The following is a 25,406-nucleotide window of genomic DNA, read 5'->3' on the forward strand; positions in this document are numbered from 1 at the left end:
ACAAGCTGCCCTTTAGTTGATTCCGGATGATCGGGGCATCAAAATGTGAATTTCCCTTTTTCACTGCTACAAAACCGATCCGGCATCCGTCTTATAAGCGAAAGGGGGGACGGCGGCAACATGGAGGAAGGCGCACAGGTACCCGAGCTGTTCCAGTGCTTGTTCCGGGAGCATTACCCCGGGGTGGCGCGGAAGCTCTATGCATTGACCGGCGATTATGCGGCGGCGGAGGATTTGGCCCAAGAGGTATTCCTGCGGCTCTACCGGAGCCCTCCGGACCGGCTGGAGGCCGTCGGAGCTTGGCTGCACCGGGTGCTGACCCGGGTGGGCTACGATTATTTGAGACAACGGTCGTCGGGAAAGACGTTACTGGAAAAAGAAACCGCCCGCGTGGCGGCTTGGTCGGAAAGCGCCGCCCCTTCGGGAGAGACGGAAGTCATCCGCGAGTGGGAAAAAGACGTGGTCCGCCGGGTGCTGCAGAAGCTCTCGGACCGGGACCGGACCGCCCTTCTGCTTCGGGAGGAAGGGTACAGCTACGAGGAGATTGCCGTCCGGCTGGAGGTCAATCCAAAGATTGTCGGCACACTGCTGGCCCGGGCGGAGGCACGGCTGAAGAAGAAATACGGGCAGGAGGAGGAGCAGCACGATGGCGGACGGAGCGAAGCGGACCGGCGGTGAGCCGGTTTTTGATACGGACCGAGCCTGGAACCGGTTTGAGAGGCTGACGACCCAGGAGACGGTTCCGGCGTTCTGGAGGCAGGCTGAGGAAGGCCTGCGTTCGGATGAAACAAGGGTCGAGGCACGATTGGATGGAAATCAAGATAATCACGATAAGGATAAGGATGGTGCAGTTGAGATGAAACAGACGGAAGCATTCCGTGTTACAAAGGGGTCCTCGGCTGACCCAGCGATGGGGGCTGTAAGTGAGACAAGGGCTAACGGGGCGGACGGCGCCTGGCGGACGGAGAGACCGGCCAAGCGCAGGCTTCGGAGACTGACCGCCGGCGTTGCCGCAGCTGTCATGGCCATCGGCCTGTTCACCACCCCCCTGGGGGATCGGGCACTGGCCGCCATGCTGTATACGTTCCGCATCCAGCACATGGTCGGAGTCGGGATTTCAGCGGATGACATGGCGGGCATCTCCGGCCTTCTGGACCACGGTTCGCCCGAGGGAGACCGGAGCTTCAACCTGGCCCAATACGGCACCTTGACCCAGTCGGGTGGCGGAGAGGCCCGAACCATTACCTGGGGCGAAGCGGAAAAACGGATAGGCGCCTCCCTGCTCCAGCTGGGGAACTCCACCGCCCCCTCCTACCAGCCGGCTACTACGCTTACCTTCAACCTGAATGTGAAGGCGGTCAACCGGCTGCTCACCCGTTTGGGCAGCACTACCACCCTGCCCTCCGAAGCGGACGGCAAAGCCATCAGGCTGTATATCCCGGACGGCATCGCCACAGAGGGCACTTTGTCAGGCAAGCATGTGCGTCTGCTCCAATTCGGCAAGCCGGAGCTGACAGTGGAGAAAGGCATTGATGCGGCAACCGTCCGAGAGGCGGTACTGGGGCTGCCCGTGCTGCCGGACAGCCTGCGGACCAAGCTGGCCGCCATCGGCGATTGGCGGAGCACCCTGCCGGTTCCAGCCCACGATGGCGTGACCAGCAACCTCCGGCTCGGTGGACATGATGCGGTCATGACCGCGGACAGCGGGAATCGCTATTTGCTCTGGCTTGGTGGGGACCGGATCAGCCTTCTGAGCGGCGATACGAAGGATTTCCCTACGGAATCCGCCTTCCAGCAGGCCGCGGAGGAGCTTGTCCAACCATGATGATGATTGACACAGCAGAATTGACCAAGACCTACAACGGCCGCGGCGGCTGCCGCGGCATCACCCTGCAGGTGCCGGAGGGCTGCATCTTCGGCCTGCTGGGACCGAACGGTGCCGGCAAAAGCACCTTCGTCAAAATGCTGGCCGGCCTCCACCGCCCCGACTCCGGGCGGGCCACCGTACTGGGGCAGCCCCTGGGCCGGCCGGAGGCACGGCGCAAGCTCGGGTATTTGCCCGAGCTGTTCCGCTTTCAGGATTGGCTGACCCCGGCGGAGGTGCTCCGCTTCCATGGTCAGCTGGGGGGGCTGCGCCCGCAGGAAACACGGGCGCCCGCCTTCCGTAGCCGGGTCCGGGACACCCTGGAGCTGGTCGGCCTCTCCGATGCCGCAGACCGCCGGGTCGGCGGCTTCTCCAAGGGAATGCAGCAGCGTCTCGGCCTGGCTGCCGCACTGCTCCTGGATCCCGAGCTGGTGATCCTGGACGAACCCGCTTCGGCCCTGGACCCCGTCGGCCGCTACGAGATCCGCAGCCTGCTGAAACGGCTCCGGGGCAGGGGCGTGACGATTTTCCTCAATACCCATCTGCTCGAGGATGTGGAGGAGCTGTGCGATGAAGCCGCCTTCCTGTACGGAGGCGAGCTGCTGGCGTCGGGTCCGCTGCACAAGCTGCTCAGCAGCACCGATGATAGCGGAAACAGCGGTGCCAACTGGCGCTTCCGGCTCGGCGGCTGGCTCTCGGAGACTTGGGCGGAGCTAACCGACGCGGTCGGCGGCTCCCTCTCCTCCCAACTGCGCCTGGTCGAGGCCGATGAAGACGGCAACGCTCTCCTGACCGCCCGCGTTACGGACCGGGAACAGGCCGGCTACCTGTGTTCCCAGTTCATCCGGAGCGGCCTGACGCTCTACGAATCCGGCCCCGAGCCGAACAGTCTGGAGGCCTGGTTCCTTCGGATGGCCGGGTCCCGCCAGGGAGGTGGCCCGCAATGACCATGTATATTTCTGCCACCTTCAAGGAGCTGACCCGAAAGAGAGTGTTCCTGGTCACGCTAATTCTGACCTTCATCTTTCTGATCCTGTTCGCCTTCGGGGTCCGGGAGCTGACCGGCATGACCGGACAGAACCAGGTCTCCCCCGCCGAACGATTGATGAACAGCATGGTGCTGATGGTGCTCGGGCTTTTTTTCTCGCAATTCCTGGCGGCCTTCTTCGTTCTCTTCTCAACCATGGGAACCGTCACGGGCGAGCAGGAGAACGGCCTGCTGCTGGCTGTGGCCGCCCGCCCCATCCCCCGCTGGAAGCTGTATCTGGCCAAATGGCTGGGCCACGCCGTCTGGATCACCGTTTACAGCACAGCCCTGTTCGTTTCCGTGGTCTGGACCATCCACATCCAGGCCGGATTTCCCGTACTGGCGGATGAGATGCTGAGAGGCTTAGGGCTGTTCCTCTGGATGCCGCTCCTTCTTCTCACGATTACCATGCTGGGTTCTGTCTATCTGCCGATGCTGGGGAACGGAATCTGCTCCGCCCTGCTGTACGGATTTGCCCTCTTCAGCGGGCTGGTTGAAGGGGTGTCGAGCTATGGAGGGCCCCATCCCACGTTGGAAAAATTCTTCCTTCTGACCGGGCTGCTCCTGCCCACGGACTCGGTCTACCGAAGAAGCCTCTACGAGCTAATGGGGGGAGCGGATTGGGCCGGAGTGGCGATATCTGACATGGGGCCTTTTTCCATAGCGAGTGTTCCTTCGAATGCCTTCCTCCTGTATACGGCGGGGTATGCGGCGGTTCTGCTCTTGCTGGGGTGCCGGGCGTTCAGCCGGAAGGATCTGTAGCGCTTTGACCCTACCGGTGGGCGATGCCCTGGAGCAGTGGGCCCAAACCGCGTCTGTCTAATGGAGAGGGTCGCGGACGGCGGGGATCATACGGGCGGCCCGCGGTCGTACTTGACCTTGACCTCGGGGTACATGAACTACTCGGACGGCGTATTGCCGCCCAAGTGGAAATCATTGAAAGTTTTTAGACTAACATTGAAAAAAGAGACAGCGGCAGCCTAAGACGAGAAAATAAAGTCCGAGACTGCCGCTGCGCTATTTCACTAAAGTTTTCCGTACCGATATACCAGTTTATATGCCGATATATCAAAAGGACTCAAAATCAACCTGAGAAAACTTCCATAAATAACCTAACTATTCGATAATCAATTTTTCGTTTGATTTAATTCGTTTGATTTAATTCGTTTGATTTAATAATGTTGACTTTGTTTATTTTATTTTTAATATCTGTACTATCCTCCCGTTAACCTAATCCCCATGGTATTAAGTTTGCATTTTTTATCATAATTCAGGGAAACTTAACAAGAAAAAATAATGGGGTATTAGACATGAAAAAAAAACTAAGAATTGCCCCTTTTCTATTGTCACTGATTCTAATCATATATCCTCTGGAATCAAAAGCATATCCGGAAATTCACAATCCTAAGCAAGATTCTACAGAACTCCAATTGCAAGACATGCTTATGCTCTTACTAAGCCCAGCGATTCAAGACGCAGTCAACAAGTATTACTTAAAATATTTAAAGGAGCCGCCCTTGGTTTATCCGTATCAAATAGATGTGATTCAGATCGAAAGAAAAAATGGATTTCGGGGTTTCTCGTTTTTATTAACGGTGGAAGTGATGCCTGTTGTAGGACCACATATTTCAGTAGGTATGGATCGTATTACGTTTGAAATATCTGCGGGACCTACCGTTAAGTTAATAAAATATAACCACATAAAAGACTTTGAGCTGCCACCCAATTGGAAGAATATCCTACGTGGAGTTCCTTAAATCTCACTGCCCTTAGAGTCGCCATACTCACTTTAATTCATTAATAAAACCTCCCATTAGAGCTAATAAATCTAATTTGCTTCTAATGGAAGGTTTTAATCTGACTGAATTCAACTAGCCTGATGGACGAACTTCCAACGCTACTGTCCGTTGTCCGTTCGTCCTCCTTTAAGAGCCGCTTTCTACAAAATTCAATTGAACCCGCCGTTTACGCGAATCGTCTGTCCTGTTATCCAACGAGCTTAGTCGCTGACGAGCAACTCGATCGCATTCGCGATGTCCTCCGGCTCGCCAAGTCGTCCAAACGCGTTCATTCGGCTGTACGAATCAATCAACTCCTGTGATTTGCCGTTCAAGATACTCCTGTTCTTCCTCGGTTAACTCCAGTTTCGTCTTTTTACCCAATCACCGCATCTACTGAATGAATCCTGCCCACTAGCTCAATAGCATATATCCAGTCCACATTTACTGAGTCTACAACACTACTTTCGAGTCAAAAACTTTATTTTCAGTTGATACGTAAAACAGCGGATTGCTCTATAACAGTCCCGGAATTTCATCCTTGTGGCTGGCGGGTTCTCTCGGGCCCGCTTGCACTTGCCCTTCCCCGGCAAATCGAAGAGCCCCAAGCGGATGCTTGGGGCTAGACGGCTGTGGCTTCTTGTCGGCTGTACTTTAATATTTCGAGACCAGATTATACAGCGCCTGCGCGGACTCCGCGCGGGTCGTATTTGCTTTCGGCATGAACCGGCCGCCGTCCTTGCCTTTCAAGAGACCGAGCGAAACGGCTGCGGCCACATCGTTCTGCGCCCAACTACTGATGCCGGAAGCGTCGATAAACGAAGCTTTTGCCGAACTACCTGCCGCTTTACCCGTCTTCACACGATAGGCCCGGATGATCATGGACGCCATCTCTTCGCGAGTAATTCGCTGCTGCGGGTTGAAGGCTCCGGCGTTCCCGCCCTTCACTATTCCGCTTTCGTAAGCGGCCGCTATGGAATCGGCGTACCATTCCTTGCCGGTCACATCGGCGAATGGCGCTTTCCCCTTCGCGGTCAGACCCAGCGAACGGACGAGCATTGCCGCGAACTCCCCGCGAGTGACCGGCTGGTTCGGGGCAAAGGCGCCGCCGCTTATGCCGTTCACAATATGCTTGGCGCTCAGTACGGAAACAGCCCGATTCGCCCAATGTCCTGCGGGAACATCGGCATAAATCTTCATGTACTCCATTGCGGCATAACGGCTGAAGTGGGTCACCTTCGCTTTGAGAAGGCCGCTGTCCCACTCTCCTCCAATATACTCTGCGATCCCGACATTATTCAGAAAGTAAATGCCGGTAAGCTGCGGATCGGCTTTTGCGTCCGTGTGGAAGACAAGTTCCACCGGTTTCGGGAAGGCGGACAGGCTCACCGCTTTTCCGTCTTTCGTTACCACCTGAAGGGCGAAATCGTACACTTCGCTTGCCAAGCCCAGAACGGTGCCGGAAGGGAGAGAAAGCTGCTTGATCGCCGCCTCTTTGGAGGCTGGGTCCAGCTTGCTCATGTTCAGCGCAATATGTGCTCCGTTCAGTTGCTCCGCCGGAAGGAGAGCGGCCAGGGATTTCAGCACCTCCGCCGGAATCGTAAGCGACACTTGTTCTCCCTTAATTTCAATGCGGTCAACTCCCCCGGCCGACCCGGATTGAACAGGAAGCAGGAGCTGCTGAACGTTACGATCCAGCGCAATCGACACGGCGCCGCTGCTGTCCGGTTTCAACTGATCCGCCGTTACCGTTTGGGTTCCGGACGTTGGGGTTTGACCGGTTCCAGCAGTGCCTGTGCCATTGCTTCCATTGCCCGTGTTGCCGTTGCCGCCGCTTTCGCCCGGACTGCTTTGCGGAACCACCTGGACATCAAAGCTCAGAAACAGTCCTTCGTAACGGACTGAAATGGTAGCTGTACCCGGCGAAAGAGCTCTAACCAAACCGCCTGCTTCTACGCTTGCAATCTGCGGATGGCTCGACTCGAACGTTGAACGCGAAGCTACATCAATCTTACTGTCATCACTGTATACGGCGACAACTACGGTATTCCACGTATCGCCTACCGTCAGGCTGGAAGCCGGCTTGCCGACGATTAAGAACTTCGGCTTGTTCGTGTCCGTGCTATCCGGTTTCTTAACCACCTGCACCATAAACGACTTCGATAGTCCGCCGTAACGGACGGTAATGACCGCGCTGCCTTCCGATACCGCCGTAACGACGCCTTGGCCGTTAACACGGGCGATCTCCGGCTGCGCCGACTCAAACGCCGCTTGCGACGTTATGTCAGCTGTGCTGTTGTCACTGTACAGCGCCTGAACGGACGTGTTCCAAGTATCGCCCACTGTCAGGCTTGTAGCTGGAGCGTCGGCAGTCAGTCCGGTCAGCGTCGGCTGCGTCGTCCCGCCGCCGCTGCCGTTATCACCGCCGGACCGTGTGACGGTAATCGTCAGCGTTTTGGTAGCTTGACCGGCGCGTCCCTTATCTGTATACCAAGGCAGGGCCAGAGTTTCAGCTGTCGGCTCAATATGAAGCACGAACTTGTTCACGCCCGGCGCTAGCGGAATATTGCTTAAAAGGACATTGCCGTAAGCGTCCATTGCGCCGTCCGGGATCGGCTGCCCGTTGATCGTAAAGGCTACGCCGTAAGGCACGAAAGCCTTCAGATTCATAACGCTGTCATTCGTTGTATACTCAATGTCCGTACCATATGAAGTCCGGGGCAGCGTGACGATCATTGGCATATCGACCCAGCGCAGCACATAATCGTCGATGACCTGCTTGCTGCCACCCTGATTGGCAATCGTCAGCTTCATATTGGTGTCGGTAGAGCTGTACGCCCAGTTGCCCATATCCGTCGTGTCATTGGCATCACGCGTGTGGCTCGTGAACGCTTCGGTCTCCCATGTGCCGCGGGTATATTTGTACTGGATTGATTTGCCCGCCATCATCTTGAAATTGTATTCGACCACACTTCTGTCGGTAGCGCCACTTGGCACCTTCATAGTTGTCGAACCGGCATTCCATCCGTTAAAATCGCCCGCGATATTAATGCTGTCCGTACTCGGTGTATAATCCGGCAGATGCAGGCGAAGCGTTACATCGACCATGACTACCTTCGGCGTGACCGTCTGTTCCTCTGAGTAAGACCGGTTATAAGCGATGTCATAGGCCGCAACTTTGTACGTATAGGCCGTATCATTGCTGACTGTGTAATCTTTATAATCGCGAACGCTCTTATCTAAAGAGGCGATGAGCTTGTAATCCGGTCCGTCTCCCTTGCGGTATATTTCGATGCCTTCGGCATCCGCCGCGTCAAGGGTCCAGGTCAAATGCGTCAAATTGGATTCAACCGGAATATCCTCCAGGACCGGCGGCGAAGGCGGATCCGTATCGACAGGGTCGGAGGATACGGTCACCGTTTCAGGTGCGGAGGATACAAAGCTTTCCCCGTTATCGGTGGACACCTGAGCCAGATACGTATACCCGTCGGCCATGGTCGGCTCGAATACCGCCCAGTAAATTTTGGACCCGTTCAGAACGTTATCCGTTTTATACCGGAGCTTCGTCTCCAAAGCCTGATCCGGCGAGCCAGAGCTAGGATAATAGATCAGCTTGGCGATGACACCCGGCGGTTCTGTATAGACATTGGAAGGCACATCCGTCAATCCGGGAATTTTGATCTCCGCCTGGATTTCATAGGTGGCCTTGCCGACACCGACCGTCATATCCGTCGCTTTCTGCACGATCGTTACCGAATCAATAACAAAAGCCGGTGTTGCCGAAGCCATGTCGCACGGTTCACTCTCATTTGCACCCGTTTTTGCCGTCACCGTGTAATAGTACTTGTTGCCGTTCGTTACGCTGCTGTCGGTAAAGCTAAGCGTACTGCTCTCGCCCGCCTTCTGCAGATCGCCTCCTTCAATCGCGGCCCGGTAGATAACATAGCTGTCGGCGCCGTCCGCGGCGTTCCAGGACAGGGTGACACTGCCGTCTCCGCCGACAGCCTGAAGTCCCGTAACCCGGGGCACAACGGACAACTCGCTCGTTGACAGCAGCATCATGCCGGAGAGCGCCGGGAGGGTCAGGCTGATTTTGCCGCCAGCCACTGTTCCTTCCGCGCCGCTTCCCAATTGGTCCGCAAGCGTCAATCCGTCCGGCAGAAACCCGCCTACATCGGCATTCACCGTTTGGCTGCCGCTGCCGCGGTTGATGGCTACCAGCCCGCCTTTGGTATCGTTTTTGCGGGCGTAGACAATAACATCCCCACTTGCATAGGCCACCTTCAGATCACCGGTACGGAAGACTTCATTGTCATTCCGAACCTTTGCCGCCGTCTGATACGTATTGAACAGCTCCGCATATTTACCCGAGGCGCTGTAGCCGCCGCTGCTGCCTGCAATAATTCTCTCCCAAGGAAAAGCGCGTCTGGAGTCAGGGTCCTTCGTACCCGTCACACCGACTTCATCCCCGTAGTAAATGGTTGGAGCGCCGGGATACCCCATTTGCAGAATCGCCGTCAGCGCCTGCAGTTTGAGTGAATGATCCTTAGCTTCATCCGCGATTTTCAAATGCTCCTCTTCATAATCGGGATAATCATATTTGGTAATCGAACGAGTGGTGTCATGCGAATCCACCAGATTCAGCATCACCTGCCAGGCTTCCTTCGGGTAATCCTCCCGGATGGATTCCAGCGACTGGTTCAAGGTATCCGCATTTCCGGAAATCATATAGCTCTGGACCGCTCCGCGGAAACGGTAGTTCATCACCGAATCGAACTGGTCGCCCAGCAGGTAACGTGTAGCCACGCCCCATTCTTCGCCCAAAATAACCGGGTCCTCGATTGGATTTCCGTTTGCGTCGGTTTTGCCTTCCACGGATTTGACCGCTTCGCGGAATTTCCGCCACGTTCCACTCGATACGTCGGGAGCCACGTCAAGCCGCCAGCCGCTTGCGCCCATCCACATCCATCTCTGCGAGTTGGTGGATTCCATCGCCTTCTGCGCGTCGGCTTCGCTAAGTCCGGCAAGATCATGCCCGATGACCGATTCCCGGTAGCCGATGTTGTTCCATTCGTTCTGCCCCTCAATCGCCTCCGAATCCGCAGGGAAAAAGTCCGTTGCCGCCGTCTGCGGATCTTTCGCATCCATCGCCGGCAGGGAGTCATACCCCCACCAGGCGTCGTACTTATAATGCTTGTTGTCATCGTCGCGGTTCTTGATCTTTTCGTTCGAAACGGTGAACCAGGACGTGTACGTAAAATCTTCGGGATATTTGTAATTAGTGCCTGTCAGCGGATTGATTTTGCCCGTAAACTCTGCGCGCACCGCCGCTTCCGCGTCCGTTTGGGATATTTTGTCCGCGTTCATTTTGTCATAGACTTTGGACCAGTATTCGTAGGCCCCGATCTCGGGATATTTACCATACCGGTCAAAATAAATCGAGTCGTCTCCGACATGGTTGAACACGCCGTCGTTAATGATATGCATTCCCTGTTCGCGGGCCACTTTGGCAAAAGCCTGGTAAACCCGGTCGGATTCCGCCCGCGTGGCGGTGTAATCGAGTCCGGATGACGGATCGCCAGGGGTATTATATACCGGCTCGCCAAACATCGGATCAAGGTGCTCGTAATCGGTGGCGTCGTATTTATGGTTGGAAGCCGCCCAGGTTACGGGATTGAGATACAAGGTGGTAATGCCCAGCGATTTCAGATAGCCGAGCTTATCCTGTATGCCCTTGATATCGCCGCCGTAAAATTCATTGGTCCATGCTCCGTCCGTCTTGGCATCCGGATAATAGGGTTTGTTCTCGGGGGTGCTGCGGTCGGGGTTCTCGGGCGCATCGCCCCATGTTCCCCACACCTGATCCGGAGTCGGATCATCCGTTACCCCGCCGTCAAAATACTGCAGCTTCTGTCCGCCTTTATCCGTTGCAAATTCATCCGAACTCGCGCCGCGATATCCATCCTCCGTCTTGGCGCGGTTGTTGCTCTTGTCCCCGTCAAAGAAACGGTCCGGAAAAATCTGATAAACGACCGCATTCTTCATCCAGTCCGGGGTCTTGAAGTCCGGATCGTATACCGTCAGGTCATAAGGCACCGCGCCTTCGTCGCTTACGCTGCCGCTTCCGCCTCTGGAGGTGTCGTCGCCGTATTCGACTTTGGCCGCTCCGTCCACCAGAATGAATTTATAGCCCCAGATACCGATTTTGGAGAACTGGCTTCCCGGGATGGTCACTTCAAAATAATCCTTGTTATTCACCGAAGTCACCCGGTTCATCGTGAAATCTTTGGATAGTGAATCCGGGTTCGTCAGTTCGACCTTCGCGAGCTGTACGTCGCCCTGCAGGGCGGCAATGCGCAGCGTCACATCCTCCCGGCCCGCCTTGATCGCTCCAAAAGGCTTCTTGTAGGTGATCGAACGGCTGTCGAACAGGATGGAGCCTTTATCGATTTTGCCGTCAAAGCTGGAGCTCTTCGGAACATAATTATGGGTGAGATTTTTGCTGCCGGAACTGTAATCGATTGAAAAAGTAACATTGGCCGGATCAAGCACATTGATCGCCAGATTCTGACCGTTATCTCCGTAATTTTCATCGCGGTTCCAGTCCGTGCCAAAAATGACCTTCGCCTGATAGCTTCCAACCGGAAGGGTACGCTGGATCTTATAGATCGTATTATCGAAGTTGTAATCGACGAAAAACTGCTGGCTTCCTCCCGGCGACCATTCCGCTTCCCCGAAGAGAGGCTGCAGATCTCCGACCAGTCTGGGCCATTGGGCGGCCGGCAGAACCGGCGTGTACTGTTGGATGCCCTGCAAGTTCGGCAGACTGATCCGCGCCTGGTTTAGGTCTTCATTTATGTAGAAATTCACCTTGGCGGAAGCGCTCAAATCAAAGGCAAAGTTATTTCCCGCGTTGTCAAATCCGGTCCAAGTGCCCGATCTGACTAGCTTGAACTCGTAATGCCCGGCCGGAAGCACGATGGAATACGCATAAAAGCCCCCTACCAGATGCTTCATCTGCATTTCTTCGTTGCTGTTGTTCCAATCCTTGATGCCGACAACGATCCATTTGGTCGACCCGCCCGGCTGATCGATCAGAGGCTCCGCGATCGGCACCTCCGGATCGGCGTTCGCAGCCGCCGGAAGCAAGCCCGAAACTAACTGCAGAACCATAATGATAGCGGTTACAATAGACAGCCAGCGCCAGCGTTTTTTTCCATACCACGTTGACATAAAGCTCATACCACCTCCGCAAATTATAATTCAAACATTGTGCTAACGTTTGCACAAAGCCCATAAAAAAACCGCTGCCCTCTTTAGATCATCAAACTCAAGTTCATTCCATCCCTTTGAGTCGTTTTCCAAATTTAACAGCAGATCGCTTTTGCGAACGTTTGCAGATCAATGCCTACTCGATCATATCATAACAGCAAATTGATGTAAACGCTTTAATTGGGTATCTCAGGAAATTCCCCTGAGGAATAAGCTTTAAAAGACTGCGTCACCCTTGCAAGGACAGCGCAGCCTTTATCATAGACAAGCCCTGTCCTGCGCCTGCTTCATTATTCCAGGGAACCCAGCGCCTTGTTCTTCTCCTTGAAGCGTTCGTTATGCGACGAGACATAGGCTGCCTTCGGAGCCTCCGGATCAATATACAGCTTGGCGCTGTTCAGGGCCAATACCGCGTCCGTAAAGGCGCCGGCAATCAGCCTTACCTTGCTGCCGTAACTCACGAAGTCTCCGGCCGCGAACACGCCCGGCAAATTCGTCTCCAGCTTCTCGCTGACATTGACGTTCCACTCCCCCATATCGAGCCCCCAGTCTCTCATAGATCCGAAATCGGATCTCATTCCATGATTGACGATGACAGCATCCACCGCAAACCGTTCGGTTTCTCCGGTATCCGCATGACGGATTGTAACTTCCTCAATGCGTGCTCCGCCGCTGCTGTGCAGCTGGCATACCGTGAAAGGCGTGCGCACATGAACCGAGGACGCCTTCATCAGCGCAATATTTTTCTCATGTCCGCCGAACTCCTCGCGCCGGTGCACAACGGTAACCCTTTCCGCGACGGGCTCCAGCGCGTTCGCCCAGTCCACCGCAGAGTCGCCGCCGCCGGATATCAGCACATGCTTGCCCAGAAATGGCTCCAACTCCTGAACGGTATAATGCAGATTCGTTATTTCATACCGGTCCGCGCCATCGATCTCCAGCTTGGCCATTTTAAGAATACCGTAGCCGATTGCCAGAATGACGGTACGTGTCCAGTGTTTATTGCCCGAGGCGGTGGTCAGCATATAGGTTCCGTCTTCTTGACGGTCCATGGAGACAACCTGCTCCTCCAGCACAATCGTCGGGTCGAAAGTAAGCGCCTGCCGCTTAAGCTGGTCGATTAACTTCCGGCATAGTATAGGCGTTACCCCTCCCACGTCCCAAATGACTTTTTCCGGATAAATCAGCATTTTTCCGCCCAGTTCTTGATTGGCGTCGATCAGTTTGGTCTTCAAATCCCGCATGCCGCTGTAAAAAGTTGTATACATTCCGGCGGGGCCTCCGCCGATTATCGTCACATCAAATAATTCCGGTTGATCGCTCATTCTTCTCCTCCAGATCGGACGTTTATATAGATACCTCTTTATTTATGAAATTGATAATCATTATCATTTGAATTGTATCTGATTTGGCTTCCTTTGGCAACATAAAAAGCCCGGGCGCTCAGGCCCGGACTTGACTGGTTAAAGTATGTACCTCTCGAAGCTAGTTCCGCCGAATTACTCAGCCGGAGGCGTAAATGTCCGGGCCGCAAACTCGGCGTCCATCATATAGAAAGCATTGCTGTCGTTCTCGATCCGTTTCAGCTTTTGGATAATGCTGCTGAACAGCGCCTCTTCCTCGACCTGCTCGTCAATGAACCATTTAAGGAAGTAAATCGTGGCATGCTCACGCGTGTCAAGCGCCAGATCGGCCAGATGATAGAATTTGCTGGTGTTCTTCTGTTCATGGGCGTAGCTTGCCTCAAAAGCTTCCAGAACGGAAGCATACTCATTCTTCGGCTCCGGCAGTGCCGCCAGGGTAGCCCGCTGATCCCGGTCGTTAAGGAATTTGTAGATCTTCATCGCATGGAAACGTTCCTCTTCCGCCTGAATCAGAAAAAAGTTCGCGAACCCGTCCAAACTTTCGCCCGAACAATACGCCGCCATCGCCAAGTAGACATGTGCGGAATAAAACTCGAAATTCATTTGCTCGTTTAACGCTTTTGTCAATTCCTCTTGCATGTAACTTCACTCCATCCTTAATGATTTTTCTTCCATCATACCATGAAGTTTGTCCTCAAGGCATGACATGAGATGAAAAACGTGGCGAATAGTAGAAAAGTTTGGATTCATCATATTATGATCTTTTTGAACGGAAAACCGACTCGGTTAAAGATTTAAGGGTTCCTTTCTAGCGTCTGTACACAAACTGTACAATCCATAAAAAAGCAGTACAATTGAACCTAATAAGATGCAGATACGAAACAAGCGATGAAACTGCTTATTTTGAAAACACAATATTATGATGATGAAGAGGGGTGTTCCTTGATGACAAATAGTAGAATGAATCCTAAGGTTGATGAATTTTTGAGTAAAGCCAAAAAGTGGCAGGAAGAATTTGAGAAATTGAGAATGATCATTCTTGACTGTGAGCTGACTGAAGAATTGAAGTGGATGCATCCTTGTTACACGTTTGAGAAAAAAAACATAGTTTTAATCCATGGATTTAAAGAATATTGTGCGCTTCTGTTTCACAAAGGTGCTTTGTTAAAGGATGCCCATGGGATTCTAATCCAACAAACGGAGAATGTACAGGCGGCGCGCCAGATTCGGTTCACCAATGTTCAAGAAATAGTTGAAATGGAAACCATCTTGAAAGCCTATATTTATGAAGCCATTGAAGTTGAAAAAGCCGGTTTGGAAGTGAATTTTAAAAAGAATACAGAATTCAACATTCCTGAAGAATTTCAAAATAAATTCGATGAAATCCCTGCCTTGAAAACTGCTTTTGAAGCATTGACGCCCGGACGGCAAAGAGCATACATTCTTTATTTTTCTGAACCCAAACAATCTAAAACTCGAGAGTCAAGGGTTGAAAAATATATGCAGAAAATTCTGGGTGGAAAAGGATTAAATGATTAGGCGTACTCTCTGCTGGGATTCTCCACATACTATGAAAAACATTAAACCCGTAAAAGGCAGCCATTCGGCTCCTTTTTACGGGTTGTTTAATTGCTATGCGGTCCGATGGATCATACGTCTCGACCTTGGGAGCGTCGGTTTCACTGCGCAATCTGCTCCTTGATGTTCTGCAAAATCTTCTTCTCCAGCCGCGACACCTGGACCTGGGAAATGCCGAGGCGGCTCGCAACCTCGGACTGGGTCTGGTCGCGGTAGTAGCGCAGGTAGACGATCAGCCGTTCACGTTCGGTCAGGGAGCCGATCGCCTCGTTGAGCGCGAGCTTGTCGAACCAGCGCTCCTGGGACTCGTCCGCAATCTGGTCGATCAGGGTGATCGGATCGCCGTCGTTCTCGAACACGGTCTCGTGGATCGAGGTCGGCGGCTTGTTCGCCTCCTGGGCGAAGACGATTTCTTCGGGCGTGACGCCCAGCGCCTCCGCCACCTCGCCGATGGTCGGCAGACGGTCGAGCGTTTTAGACATCTCGTCCTTCATTTTGCGCACCTTGTTGGCCATTTCTTTAAGCGAACGGCTGACCTTCAGGGTGCCGTCATCGCGCAGGAAACGCTGGATTTCGCCGATAATCATCGGCACGGCATAGGTGGAGAACTTGACGTCATAGCTTAGATCGAACTTGTCCACGGACTTCAGCAGACCGATACAGCCGATCTGGAACAGGTCGTCAGGCTCATACCCCCGGTTCATAAACCGCTGCACCACCGACCAGACCAGCCGGATATTGCAGCCTACCAGCGTGTCGCGGGCGGTTGTGTCTCCGGCCTGGCTGAGCGCGATCAGCCGTTTGACCTCCGCATCGTCCAAATAGGTCGGCGGAGCTTTTTTTGATTCTGCATCCATGGCTCCATCCCCTAATTATATAAAGCTTTTTTTGAGACGATCGTCTTCTTCATCCGGATCGAGGTTCCGCGCCCGGGTTCGGAGGTAACTTCAAATTCGTCCATGAAATTCTCCATAATGGTAAATCCCATGCCCGAACGCTCCAGCTCCGGTTTGGAGGTATACAGGGGTTGCTGGGCCAGCTCCAGGTCGTCAATTCCCTTGCCTTTGTCCTCGATCACGAGATGCACCGTCTCGCCGTCGATCGTTGCGGAGATATAGACAATACCGGACGGATCGCTGTCATAGCCGTGAATAATACAGTTGGTGACCGCTTCCGACACAACCGTCTTCAGATCGTTTAGCTCATCGAGGGTCGGGTCGAGCCGTGAAACGAATGCCGCTACGACGACTCGGGCGAACGATTCATTTTCCGACAGCGCCGCAAATTGGACGCTCATGAAATTTTTCGCTTGTTCCTGTGTCATAACGCAACCTCCAGATTCGAAAGCGCTGCGCTCTCATTCTCGTACAGCGGCATGATTTTCAGCAAACCCGACATTTCCAGGAGCCGCTTGACCGGCGGGTTGGCGGTGCAGATGACCATTTTCCCACCCTTGGCGCGAATCAGCTTATACCTTCCCAGAATAACGCCCAGCCCCGAGCTGTCCATAAACTGGAGATCCTTCAGGCTCAGGACGAGGTGCTCCACCTGTCTCCGCAGAATCGCTTCATCCAAATCCATTCTTACATAATCGGCCGCGTGATGATCCAGCTCCCCGGTCAGACGCACGATGAGCACGCCCCTGTGATGCTCCATTTGCACATGAGAATTCATATTCGCCACTCTCCTCTTCGTTGCTTTGAAACGGCTTGGCTGCTTAAAACGTCTTCAAGGACAACGATTTCTACACGGCGGAGAGCGAATCCTGCCTCGCGACAAAACTAGAAGAAAACTCTCATCATTCTACAAAAGGATCGGGACAACCCGGCAAAAACCGCCTCGCTTCCGGTCCAGCCCGAAGACTCTAATCCTGCGGCGCTTCCGTCAGTTCCTTGAGAACATGGAACCCGTTGTCCGCTTGAACAGCTTCCACCAGCCCGCCTTGGCAATATCTTCGGGCGCCTTCAGCTCATACTGCTTCACCACAGCATTGCCCTGATAGACCACCAGCTTGCCGATCGTCTGCCCTTTGGACACCGGGGCTTTGACATTGTCCAGAATGACGGCTTGATGGCGGACGCCTTCTTGGGTGATTCCCTTTTTGAGTAAAATGGTATAGTCCTCTTCCGCCTTGATCGGCAGCTCGGCCTTAACGCCCTTCTCAATCTTCAGGGTGCCCAGCGTGTCGCCGGACTTGTGGATCGTATGGACTTTAAACTGCGAGAACAGAAAATCGAACATCCCCGAGACCTCGCTGTTGCGCGTCTTCGTATTGGGCTCTCCGAGAACGACGGCGACTGCCCGCAGCCCGTCTCTTGACGCGGTTGCAGACAGGCAGAATTTGGCCTCCGATGTATAGCCGGTCTTCAGTCCGTCCGCCCCGGTATAGAAGCGCACCAGCTTGTTCGTATTAACGAGCCAGAACGGCTTCTCCGAGTCCTTGCGAAGATAATCCTGGTAGGAGCCGGTGTATTTGATAATTTGGTTATGCTTCAGCAGCTCGCGGCTCATGACCGCAATGTCATGCGCAGAAGAATAGTGGTTCTCGGCAGGAAGCCCGTTGCAATTGGCAAAATGAGTATCCTTCAGGCCGAGCTCCTCCGCCCGTTTGTTCATCATGTCTACAAAAGCGCTCTCCGAGCCGGCGAGCTTCTCGGCCATCGCTACGGACGCATCGTTTCCCGAAGCCATTGCGATGCCCTTCAGCATTTCGTCGACCGACATTTCTTCGCCCGGCTCCAGAAAAATCTGCGAGCCTCCCATTGAGGCAGCGTATTCGCTAGTCCGGACTTTATCGGTCAGCTTCAGCCGTCCGTCATCCAGCGCTTCAACGGTGAGCAGCATCGTCATGATCTTCGTGATGCTTGCCGGAGGCAGCTTGTCGTGGCTATTCTTCTCGTATATAACGGTGCCGGTCCCGGCGTCCATCAGAATGGCCGAACGCGCCTGCGGCGCCAGATCGACCTTCCCTGCGGAACTACCGGTCTTCTGCCCTTTTTCCTCCGCGAACGCGGTGAGCGGGCTTAATGCGCCGAATACGATACACAGCGCCAGCAAACAAAAGCGAAATTTTGTCATCAAAGTTCCCCTCCTGAACGTTTACCTTCATATCGCAGGTACTGTGTTCCAGTTTCGTCAGAAAAGGGCGGAATTATTCCTGATTTTGCTAAGAGACTTGGATTATTTACTTATGCAACGGGAGGTTCAACAATTTTTGAAAGGCTAATTTTTCGGATGGGCTAAATGAACAAAAAGTTAGAGCTTTCCGGAAAAGTGAACCCCGTAAAATTTCGCTATAGTAAGCTTATGGATCGACAGAAACAAACAAAATAAGAACTGGTGGTGACTCACTATGCAACATTTGCGTCGTGGAAACTCTGAATCAGCGGATACGGAAGTTAAAGTATCCTATCTTGAACTTTTCTTTGACTTGGTATTTGTTTTTACCATTACTCAGGTAACCCATTTAGTCATCGATGCACACTCCGAATTGGATATGTTTAAAGCTATTATGGTTCTGACTGTGACCTGGTGGATGTATGGCGGATATGCCTGGCTGGCAAATAATATTGGAACCGACAGATTTCTTTATAGGATGCTGATGTTTTGCAGTATGAGCGGTTTTCTTAGTATGGCCGTTAGTATTCCATCTATTTTTGGAACGGGCGGAGTTTCGTTCGGCATCGCTTTTCTGCTGGTTACGATCATTCATCTCCTTCTATTCAGACGATCACCGCATGTAACATCGATCAAGGCAATCACATACTTGGCTCCTTTTAACCTTTCAGCAGCTCTTTTGGTTCTTGCGTCCGGAATATTGAATATCTGGTATACATGGAGCTGGTGGCTGATGGTTGCAGCTGTCTTGGTTATTCTAACCGCTTCGTTTGCAAATCAAGGCGACAGTTTTGTTATTAACACTCGGCATTTTGTTGAAAGACACAGCTTGATTGTGCTCATTGCGCTAGGCGAAACCATTCTGTCCATCGGTTTAGGTTCCAGCTATTTGAATTTCAGTTTCAAGCTATTTGTGACAATGATTTTAGGATTGGGCATCGTCATATCATTATGGTGGAGCTATTTTGACAAGGATAAAAAACTGGCTGAAGATTATATGTTACAGGCCTCTCCTGAGAACCGCGCCCGTCTGGCTATGCAGGCATATTGGCATGCTCATTTAATTATGATATCCGGCATTGTCATTTCTGCTGCAGGTATCGAAGTAGCCATAGAACAACTGAATGACGAATCGGTACACTCCTATTCATGGTACTTAAGTGGCGGCATTGCCTTATACCTCGTCGGGACCGCTATATTCAGAAAACTGGTTCGTATCGGACCAACTGGTACGAGACTTGGTTCAGCCGCTCTATCTTTATTCATTCTTATGTTCTATGGCTTCGGTTGGCTGGGAACTTTACCAATGATGACCATTCAGACTCTAGTATTAGCAGGAATGATTGTAATCGAACAACGTTATGCGGGAAAGTTTGGAGGATGGGGAGATCGGATCGTCCGTGATTGACATCCGATTTCTCCTCGTCAATACATTTGTATGATTTCAAGGGGTAGGCTCCTGATTGGGCTTTTGCAGGGGCTGTTTGCATGTGGATGGAGACACGCCAAACCTCTCTTTAAACACCTTGGAAAAATGAGCCACGCTCTCAAATCCAGTTGAAAAACAAACATCCGTAACGGATAAAGAGGTAAGTAGCAGCATTTCTTTCGCGATATCCAACCGGCGATTACGGATCCATCGTAACGGTGATGTATTGAAGATCGCTTGGAAATCTCGTTTGAAAGCTGACAAACTTCTGCCTGACAGATAAGCAAGATCATTTAGCGAGACAGGGTTGGTTATATTCTCCTCCACCACCTCGGTTACACTCTTCCTCTTTGTACGTTTGAGCTGTAAAAACTGGTATAAAAACTGTTCGTCAGCATCCGCAACATCAAACAATAATTCCAACAATTTCACTTTGATCAATCCATCCCTGATGTTATCGGCGTCCTTGAAATACGGTTTCATTGAATAGATGTAATTAATTAATCGTTCATTGACCGCTTTTACAGATACTGGTACTAACGCTGACGGATGGTTACTTTCGAGATCAGCCATTTTGATAAATTCGGTGAGCAGCTCTTCTTTAAGAAAGAACATCATATAGTCCAAAGCATAGCCAGAACCCTCTTCTCCCGATTTCTCATATTCAATCATGATCGATTTCTGCAGTAGGACCATTTCATTCTTTCGTACGATATATTCCTGACTGCCGAATCTTACCGTGTAGCTTCCATCCAGTACAAACAAAAGCAGATGGTCCTCCAAAAACATGGTTCCCTTTAAACCTTTGGTAAAGGTACAAGACTCAACAACGGATAGCCCTTTCATCTTTAAGACCCCTTGATTATACGGTTCTCGGGCCAGATCGTGAGGAACTTTTGCTACTTTTACGGTTTGCAAAAACATCTGTACTTCCTCCTTTGAAAGAGATACAAACAGTCATTCACGTACAACGAAGATTTTCTTCATCATATCAAAAAAAACCGCGGCGTATAACAATCGAAATTAAAAAAACCGGAGTGCTAACGCCCCCGGTTTAATTGAATCTATTCGACTTTTAAATTAGACATCATCATGATCTGTGCCTGTAATTACATCATGCCAAGCTTCAATATCCTTTTCAAAATTTGCCGTCTTTTCACGGTATCTTTGCAGCGAATCATTACCAAGTGGCAGGTGGACTGGCGGCTTCTCTGCGTTTGCGACCTGCACGATTGCCTTGGCCAACTTGACGGGATCTCCCGGTTGTTTCTTATTGGCTTGGGTAGCAATTTTTCTCATCTCTCCTACCGTTTCCGCATAATCCGGAATGATGTTGCCTGACCGCGTTAACGACGCAGCATCCAGAAATTCCGTACGGAAGAAGCCCGGGGCTACTACGGTTGCATGAATCCCAAGCGGAGCCAATTCCAACGCAAGGGCCTCCGTCAATCCTTCAACAGCGAACTTGGTTGAGCCGTACACTCCCCATCCGATATATCCGCTCAATCCTCCAACGGACGAGATATTGATGATATGTCCGGAACGTTGGTGACGCATGTGAGGCAGGACCGCCCGGGTCACATTCAACAAGCCGAAGACGTTCGTTTCGAAGTTGTTCCGTACCTCATCAGCAGTGGCTTCTTCAACTGCACTCAGCAGCCCGTATCCTGCATTATTCACAAGGACATCAATTTTGCCAAACTTCCCAATGGCTTGATTCGCAGCCTCAACCGCCTGTTGCTCATCGGTAATATCCAGTAGAACAACTTGAAGGTTTTCCGGATTTCCTAGTTTATCAGCTAGAGAATTGGCCGAACTCCGAACCGTTGCAACAACATGATCCCCGGTTTCCAACACAGCCTTGAGGATTTCCAAACCAATGCCTCTTGCTGCCCCGGTAATAAACCAAACTTTCTGATTTGCCATATCGAATCCCATCCTTTGTGTTTTATTTTTTGTTGTACGCTGTACGTTATCTACTTGGAAACCTAGTAATCTCATCAGCAAGCAGATATTCTTCATATTGCCGAGCGCTCGCAACTAATTCTTCCTCGCTTTTATCATCCGTATCAAAGATCGTGAACGGCATCAACAATTCTGTTTCGATTAAATTGCTCGTAGCTTGGAAAGGGCTAAGGAGTTCATGAATCGTAAAAAAGATCGCCGCCTCCAGGCTGATAATCATTTTCTGAACCGCCTAAAGAAATTGCCAGCCCTAACTCCTTACCTCGCAGTTTGCCTCCTTTCGATGTGTAGCCCCAGCCGTAAGTCAGGACATCATCCAGCCACTTCTTGAGAAGCGGAGGCGAACTATACCAATAGAACGGAAATTGGAGAATGATCCGATCATGCTTCATGGCGAGTTCTTGTTCTTTGTGAACATCAATCCGCCAATCCGGATACGAAGCGTATAAATCATGCACGGTGATCTGATCCGGATATTTTTTCACTTCCTCCAACCATGTCTTGTTCACTCGGGATTTATCCAAATTCGGATGAGCGACAAGTACCAATGTTTTCACGATAATCCCTCCCATTCTCGAAACTCGTATGAGTTCCTGCTGATGAATTAACTTTAACGTATACTGGTGCTTCTCGCTTTTCTGTAAGGTCCGATCTATTTGTTCATTTAGCTCATCCCCGTTTTTAGAAATGAAAAATGCACCCACAAGAATTTCATCGGATAAACCAAGCCGGTTATTCCAACGTCCATTCCAGGGGTGCATTACCGTTTATGTGTGGTGTTTTTCGATCAGATTAATCCTTTTCGGAAATTTCTGTCAGTATGTTTTCACTGCTTTTTTCTAACACCATTGGATACATTTCCACTTTATCGGGAGCCAGTGATTTTAGTTCCGTAAATACGGCGGCAGATGCGTAAACCTTGTCCGAATATTTGATGATTTTAAGCAATTGATCGCGATGATCAATACCGATTGCTTGGGACTCGATTTGTGTAATGCCAGCGTCGTGAATATTGCGAGCCATCCATTGTCCGCCTGCCTTTCCGAGACATACAAAACTCACCTTACTTCCGGACTTCAACTTGGAAATCTCTAATACCAAAGGCATTTCGATCGTTGCGCCTATCACATGAATGATTTTCTTATACGGGGAAAGCAATTTTTTAACCTCATCGGCATGATTCAAGGTGGTGACGATCGCATTCGAATGTTCAAGTGCATCCGTTGTCGCGCTTTCCGTTGATGCAAGGTCTTCAAAAAAAACGGTTGTGACTTCGGCGTTTGTAATTCGTTCGATTTCTTTGCGGTAAAAGAGATGATCATGCTCTTTGCATTCAATGAAAACGATGCGCATGCGTTAATTTGATATTAGAAAAGGAGTGGCTTCTTATGGAACAGACATCTGCTTGGCATCGTATCATTGTCAAAATGGCAGGATCGGGGAAAAACCCGCTGAAAGTTTCTTTCAAGACTGCACTTATCGGATTTATTGGAGGGTTTGTCGCGATCGGCCTCTTGGCTTTATTGACTGGCCTGACATCCGCTGTATGGCTAATGGCTCCGTTTGGAGCTAGCTGCGTTCTGGCTTTCGGCGTTTGGGACGCCCCTTTATCTCAGCCCAGAAATATTGTCGGGGGACATCTGATATCCACTGCGGTTGGATTACTGCTATTTCATATATTCGGCAACGAGTTCTGGGTGCTTGCTCTAGGAGTAGGATTTGCTATTGCCTTGATGCATATAACCCGAACGACTCATCCGCCTGCGGGAGCAAATCCAATTGTCGTTATTATGGCAGGAAGCCCATGGTCTTTTTTGATTAATCCTGTTCTCATCGGCTCTTTGATTATCGTGTTGACTGCCCTTTTGATCAATAACCTTGATGAACATCGCCAGTATCCGAAATTCTGGATTAAAAGACTTTGGCTGGTTAGTGAAGCGGGCTGTCGTAGAAAAAACAGCCGCAGAATACGCGTAATAGCGTCTCCTGCGGCTGCTCTTGGCTAGCCGGAAATATTCCGAAAAGCGGGTAGATCGCGGCCCTTTACCGGTCACCGCGTTCAGTTGATGCAAGATCAACGGAATCCCTGACGGATCAGGATCATCCGTTTACCGGAACTACTCCTTGATCCGGACCTGCGTAATTTCACCGACATACAAGCGGTGATAATCTTTTTTGGGATACATCTGGTGAATGCTTTCGTCCAGAAATTTCTCCGGGTCGAGATCCTGATAATACAGCTTGCGGCATTCCAGAACGAGTCTGGCTTCCTCGAAATACACGATTCCCGGTGTATCTTCCACCGGCGTGATATCCGCAGCCGCTGCTTTATCCGTGTCTCTTCCCGAGGCGCTTCCGCAAATCTCCAGCGCGCTCCGGTAATCCTCCGTAAAGAACGACAGCGAGAACGTATCCGAGGACTCCATAAATTCATAAGTGTAGCGGGTTGGCCTTACCACGCAAAAAGCGATTTGTTTGTGCCAGAGAACGCCCAGTCCGCCCCAGCTCGCTGTCATCGTGTTATAGCGCTCCGCGCCTCCCGCCGTAATCAGCATCCAGTCTTCCCCGACCAGCTTGAACACATTATCCGTCAGTTCTTGAGGCTCCAACAATTTAAACGCTTGGCTCATTCCTTCTCCTCCACCACGAAAAAATAACATCCATCACCCAGTATAACCCATTAATACCGGGTTACGCCATCCTTCGTGACGATGGCATAGACGAGCGGCGGCGGAGTTACCGGCTGAGCCGTAATGCGGTAGGCCTCCAGCACTTTAGCCTCGGCTTCCTTCACCTTACTCTCGGAAGCGTCGTTGACGTGCAGGACAGCCAGAGTGTCTCCGGCGGAGACGGCGTCGCCGACCTTCTTCGACAGCACGATGCCGACGGCCAGGTCGATAACGGATTCCTTCGTCTCCCGGCCTGCGCCGAGCAGCATGGCGGCGATGCCGATTTCTTCAGCCTGAATCGCTTCGATATGGCCGTCCGCCGGCGCTTTAACCTCTAGCTGTCTCCTGGCGGTTGGCAGCTTCGAAGGCGATTCGATCTGGGCAACGTCCCCGCCCTGGGCGGCGGCGATCACCTTCAGCTTCTCAAACGCGCTGCCGTCCGCGATATGCTGCTTCAGGATGGCGCGGGCCTCCTCCGTATCCTTCGCCTTCCCGCCGAGAACAAGCATCTGGCTGCCGAGAATCAGGCATACTTCCGTGAGATCGCTTGGCCCGTGCCCGCGAAGCGTTTCGATGCCCTCTTTGACTTCGAGCGCATTGCCGATGCCGTAGCCGAGCGGCTGATCCATGTCGCTGATGACCGCGACCGTGTGCCGGCCAAGCTGGGTGCCGATATCGACCATCGCCTGCGCGAGTGCGATGGAGTCGTCCAGCGTCTTCATGAACGCGCCGCTGCCGGTCTTGACGTCCAGCACGATGGCATCCGCGCCGGCGGCGATCTTCTTGCTCATGACGGAGCTTGCGATGAGCGGAATGGAATTCACGGTCGCCGTTACATCGCGCAGGGCGTACAGCTTCTTGTCGGCGGGCGTAATGTTGCCGGACTGGCCGATGACCGCCGCGCCGATCTCGCCGACCTGGGCGAAGAAGCGCTCACGCTCCATCTCGACGGAGAAGCCGGAGATGGACTCCAGCTTGTCCAGCGTGCCGCCGGTGTGTCCGAGGCCTCGCCCGGACATTTTGGCGACTGGTACGCCCGCGGACGCTACTAGGGGTGCGAGAACGACGGTCGTCTTATCGCCCACTCCGCCGGTGGAATGCTTGTCCACCTTGATGCCGGCGATCGGGCTGAGATCGACCTGATCGCCGGACTTGGCCATTTCCAGGGTCAGGTCGCCGGTCTCGCGGGCGTTCATCCCCCGGAAATAGACCGCCATCGCCCAAGCGGACATTTGATAATCCGGAATCTCTCCCCGGGTGTAGCCTTGAATGAGAAAAGAAATTTCCTCTCTAGTCAGCTCGCCGCCGTCCCTTTTCTTCTGGATAATGTCGACCGCTCTCAT

General features: G+C 52.2%; 19 protein-coding genes and 3 pseudogenes. 8 read left to right on the forward strand and 14 right to left on the reverse strand.

All coding sequences use genetic code 11. From position 1 onward, the window contains the following. Positions 1-120: 120 nt before the first annotated feature. The 5 genes from PUR_RS17225 to PUR_RS17245 all read left to right on the forward strand — a co-directional run bounded on the left by PUR_RS17225 (position 121) and on the right by PUR_RS17245 (position 4,648). A complete protein-coding gene (locus PUR_RS17225) occupies positions 121-678 on the forward strand; it encodes a sigma-70 family RNA polymerase sigma factor (RefSeq protein WP_179036308.1) in 558 nt (185 codons plus the stop codon). Then, entirely contained in the window at positions 647-1,825 is a 1,179-nt protein-coding gene (locus tag PUR_RS17230; RefSeq protein ID WP_179036309.1) for a hypothetical protein, read from the forward strand. Before PUR_RS17225 ends, PUR_RS17230 begins: the two co-directional genes overlap by 32 nt. Continuing rightward, positions 1,822-2,811: an ABC transporter ATP-binding protein gene (locus PUR_RS17235; RefSeq protein ID WP_179036310.1), complete on the forward strand. Its 990-nt coding sequence runs from the start codon at positions 1,822-1,824 to the stop codon at positions 2,809-2,811. Before PUR_RS17230 ends, PUR_RS17235 begins: the two co-directional genes overlap by 4 nt. Further along, entirely contained in the window at positions 2,808-3,653 is an 846-nt protein-coding gene (locus PUR_RS17240; RefSeq protein WP_179036311.1) for an ABC transporter permease subunit, read from the forward strand. Before PUR_RS17235 ends, PUR_RS17240 begins: the two co-directional genes overlap by 4 nt. Before the next feature lie 548 nt (positions 3,654-4,201). After that, positions 4,202-4,648 carry a DUF3888 domain-containing protein gene (locus tag PUR_RS17245; RefSeq protein WP_179036312.1) on the forward strand — a complete coding sequence of 149 codons (447 nt, stop codon included), beginning with the start codon at positions 4,202-4,204 and terminating at the stop codon, positions 4,646-4,648. Positions 4,649-4,890: 242 nt separating this feature from the next. On the opposite strand, the pseudogene PUR_RS17250 reads toward PUR_RS17245, so the two are convergent. The 4 genes and pseudogenes from PUR_RS17250 to PUR_RS17265 all read right to left on the reverse strand — a co-directional run. Next, a pseudogene (locus tag PUR_RS17250) lies at positions 4,891-5,004 on the reverse strand (3-ketoacyl-ACP reductase); the annotation flags it as partial. Between the two features lie 319 nt (positions 5,005-5,323). Then, entirely contained in the window at positions 5,324-11,902 is a 6,579-nt protein-coding gene (locus PUR_RS17255) for an alpha-amylase family glycosyl hydrolase (RefSeq protein WP_179036313.1), read from the reverse strand. A gap of 329 nt (positions 11,903-12,231) precedes the next feature. Beyond that, complete coding sequence (locus PUR_RS17260) at positions 12,232-13,266, reverse strand: NAD(P)/FAD-dependent oxidoreductase (protein WP_179036314.1); 1,035 nt, start codon at positions 13,264-13,266, stop codon at positions 12,232-12,234. 174 nt (positions 13,267-13,440) lie between these two features. Continuing rightward, positions 13,441-13,944, reverse strand: a complete 504-nt coding sequence (locus tag PUR_RS17265) for a ferritin (RefSeq protein ID WP_179036315.1) — start codon at positions 13,942-13,944, stop codon at positions 13,441-13,443. A 306-nt stretch (positions 13,945-14,250) separates the two neighbouring features. Between PUR_RS17265 and PUR_RS17270 the strand changes: the two genes are divergently transcribed. Then, on the forward strand, positions 14,251-14,844 hold the full coding sequence (locus PUR_RS17270) for a YdeI/OmpD-associated family protein (protein ID WP_179037964.1): 594 nt from the start codon (positions 14,251-14,253) through the stop codon (positions 14,842-14,844). A 140-nt stretch (positions 14,845-14,984) separates the two neighbouring features. On the opposite strand, the gene sigF is transcribed toward PUR_RS17270, so the two are convergent. The 4 genes from sigF to PUR_RS17290 all read right to left on the reverse strand — a co-directional run bounded on the left by sigF (position 14,985) and on the right by PUR_RS17290 (position 17,961). Next, on the reverse strand, positions 14,985-15,740 hold the full coding sequence (sigF, locus tag PUR_RS17275) for an RNA polymerase sporulation sigma factor SigF (RefSeq protein ID WP_179036316.1): 756 nt from the start codon (positions 15,738-15,740) through the stop codon (positions 14,985-14,987). Positions 15,741-15,751: 11 nt separating this feature from the next. Next, positions 15,752-16,207: an anti-sigma F factor gene (gene spoIIAB, locus PUR_RS17280; protein ID WP_179036317.1), complete on the reverse strand. Its 456-nt coding sequence runs from the start codon at positions 16,205-16,207 to the stop codon at positions 15,752-15,754. Further along, entirely contained in the window at positions 16,204-16,557 is a 354-nt protein-coding gene (spoIIAA, locus tag PUR_RS17285) for an anti-sigma F factor antagonist (protein ID WP_179036318.1), read from the reverse strand. Before spoIIAA ends, spoIIAB begins: the two co-directional genes overlap by 4 nt. 210 nt (positions 16,558-16,767) lie before the next feature. After that, positions 16,768-17,961, reverse strand: a complete 1,194-nt coding sequence (locus tag PUR_RS17290) for a D-alanyl-D-alanine carboxypeptidase family protein (RefSeq protein WP_179036319.1) — start codon at positions 17,959-17,961, stop codon at positions 16,768-16,770. Between the two features lie 274 nt (positions 17,962-18,235). On the opposite strand from PUR_RS17290, the gene PUR_RS17295 reads away from it, so the two are divergent. Continuing rightward, entirely contained in the window at positions 18,236-19,408 is a 1,173-nt protein-coding gene (locus PUR_RS17295; RefSeq protein WP_179036320.1) for a low temperature requirement protein A, read from the forward strand. Positions 19,409-19,444: 36 nt separating this feature from the next. On the opposite strand, the gene PUR_RS17300 is transcribed toward PUR_RS17295, so the two are convergent. From PUR_RS17300 to PUR_RS17320, 4 genes and pseudogenes are all read right to left on the reverse strand, one after another. Then, positions 19,445-20,353, reverse strand: coding sequence for an AraC family transcriptional regulator (locus PUR_RS17300; RefSeq protein WP_179036321.1), 909 nt, complete (start codon positions 20,351-20,353; stop codon positions 19,445-19,447). 156 nt (positions 20,354-20,509) lie between these two features. Continuing rightward, the gene (locus tag PUR_RS17305; protein ID WP_179036322.1) at positions 20,510-21,355 is read right to left on the reverse strand and encodes an oxidoreductase; all 846 of its coding nucleotides are present in this window, start codon (positions 21,353-21,355) and stop codon (positions 20,510-20,512) included. A 46-nt stretch (positions 21,356-21,401) separates the two neighbouring features. Continuing rightward, positions 21,402-21,951 (reverse strand): annotated as a pseudogene (locus PUR_RS17315) (NAD(P)H-dependent oxidoreductase). 235 nt (positions 21,952-22,186) lie between these two features. Then, entirely contained in the window at positions 22,187-22,747 is a 561-nt protein-coding gene (locus PUR_RS17320) for a hypothetical protein (RefSeq protein ID WP_179036324.1), read from the reverse strand. A gap of 35 nt (positions 22,748-22,782) precedes the next feature. On the opposite strand from PUR_RS17320, the pseudogene PUR_RS17325 reads away from it, so the two are divergent. Beyond that, positions 22,783-23,307 (forward strand): annotated as a pseudogene (locus tag PUR_RS17325) (HPP family protein); the annotation flags it as partial. 204 nt (positions 23,308-23,511) lie between these two features. On the opposite strand, the gene PUR_RS17330 reads toward PUR_RS17325, so the two are convergent. Then, the gene (locus PUR_RS17330; RefSeq protein ID WP_179036326.1) at positions 23,512-24,024 is read right to left on the reverse strand and encodes a flavin reductase family protein; all 513 of its coding nucleotides are present in this window, start codon (positions 24,022-24,024) and stop codon (positions 23,512-23,514) included. Between the two features lie 50 nt (positions 24,025-24,074). Beyond that, on the reverse strand, positions 24,075-25,406 hold the full coding sequence (locus tag PUR_RS17335) for a pyrimidine-nucleoside phosphorylase (protein WP_179036327.1): 1,332 nt from the start codon (positions 25,404-25,406) through the stop codon (positions 24,075-24,077).

The sequence above is a fragment of the Paenibacillus sp. URB8-2 genome (assembly GCF_013393385.1).
Lineage (GTDB): Bacteria > Bacillota > Bacilli > Paenibacillales > Paenibacillaceae > Paenibacillus_AQ.

What these genes read in the sequence shown, in the direction of transcription:
- PUR_RS17265 (WP_179036315.1), bottom strand. Translation starts at nt 13,944, where the DNA reads ATGCAAGAGGAATTGACAAAAGCGTTAAACGAGCAAATGAATTTCGAG.
- PUR_RS17300 (WP_179036321.1), bottom strand. Translation starts at nt 20,353, where the DNA reads ATGTTTTTGCAAACCGTAAAAGTAGCAAAAGTTCCTCACGATCTGGCC.
- PUR_RS17230 (WP_179036309.1), top strand. Translation starts at nt 647, where the DNA reads ATGGCGGACGGAGCGAAGCGGACCGGCGGTGAGCCGGTTTTTGATACG.
- PUR_RS17330 (WP_179036326.1), bottom strand. Translation starts at nt 24,024, where the DNA reads ATGAGCCAAGCGTTTAAATTGTTGGAGCCTCAAGAACTGACGGATAAT.
- PUR_RS17305 (WP_179036322.1), bottom strand. Translation starts at nt 21,355, where the DNA reads ATGGCAAATCAGAAAGTTTGGTTTATTACCGGGGCAGCAAGAGGCATT.
- spoIIAA (WP_179036318.1), bottom strand. Translation starts at nt 16,557, where the DNA reads ATGAATTCTCATGTGCAAATGGAGCATCACAGGGGCGTGCTCATCGTG.
- PUR_RS17245 (WP_179036312.1), top strand. Translation starts at nt 4,202, where the DNA reads ATGAAAAAAAAACTAAGAATTGCCCCTTTTCTATTGTCACTGATTCTA.
- spoIIAB (WP_179036317.1), bottom strand. Translation starts at nt 16,207, where the DNA reads ATGACACAGGAACAAGCGAAAAATTTCATGAGCGTCCAATTTGCGGCG.
- PUR_RS17235 (WP_179036310.1), top strand. Translation starts at nt 1,822, where the DNA reads ATGATGATGATTGACACAGCAGAATTGACCAAGACCTACAACGGCCGC.
- PUR_RS17335 (WP_179036327.1), bottom strand. Translation starts at nt 25,406, where the DNA reads ATGAGAGCGGTCGACATTATCCAGAAGAAAAGGGACGGCGGCGAGCTG.
- PUR_RS17255 (WP_179036313.1), bottom strand. Translation starts at nt 11,902, where the DNA reads ATGTCAACGTGGTATGGAAAAAAACGCTGGCGCTGGCTGTCTATTGTA.
- PUR_RS17260 (WP_179036314.1), bottom strand. Translation starts at nt 13,266, where the DNA reads ATGAGCGATCAACCGGAATTATTTGATGTGACGATAATCGGCGGAGGC.
- PUR_RS17320 (WP_179036324.1), bottom strand. Translation starts at nt 22,747, where the DNA reads ATGCGCATCGTTTTCATTGAATGCAAAGAGCATGATCATCTCTTTTAC.
- PUR_RS17290 (WP_179036319.1), bottom strand. Translation starts at nt 17,961, where the DNA reads ATGACAAAATTTCGCTTTTGTTTGCTGGCGCTGTGTATCGTATTCGGC.
- PUR_RS17225 (WP_179036308.1), top strand. Translation starts at nt 121, where the DNA reads ATGGAGGAAGGCGCACAGGTACCCGAGCTGTTCCAGTGCTTGTTCCGG.
- PUR_RS17240 (WP_179036311.1), top strand. Translation starts at nt 2,808, where the DNA reads ATGACCATGTATATTTCTGCCACCTTCAAGGAGCTGACCCGAAAGAGA.
- PUR_RS17295 (WP_179036320.1), top strand. Translation starts at nt 18,236, where the DNA reads ATGCAACATTTGCGTCGTGGAAACTCTGAATCAGCGGATACGGAAGTT.
- PUR_RS17270 (WP_179037964.1), top strand. Translation starts at nt 14,251, where the DNA reads ATGACAAATAGTAGAATGAATCCTAAGGTTGATGAATTTTTGAGTAAA.
- sigF (WP_179036316.1), bottom strand. Translation starts at nt 15,740, where the DNA reads ATGGATGCAGAATCAAAAAAAGCTCCGCCGACCTATTTGGACGATGCG.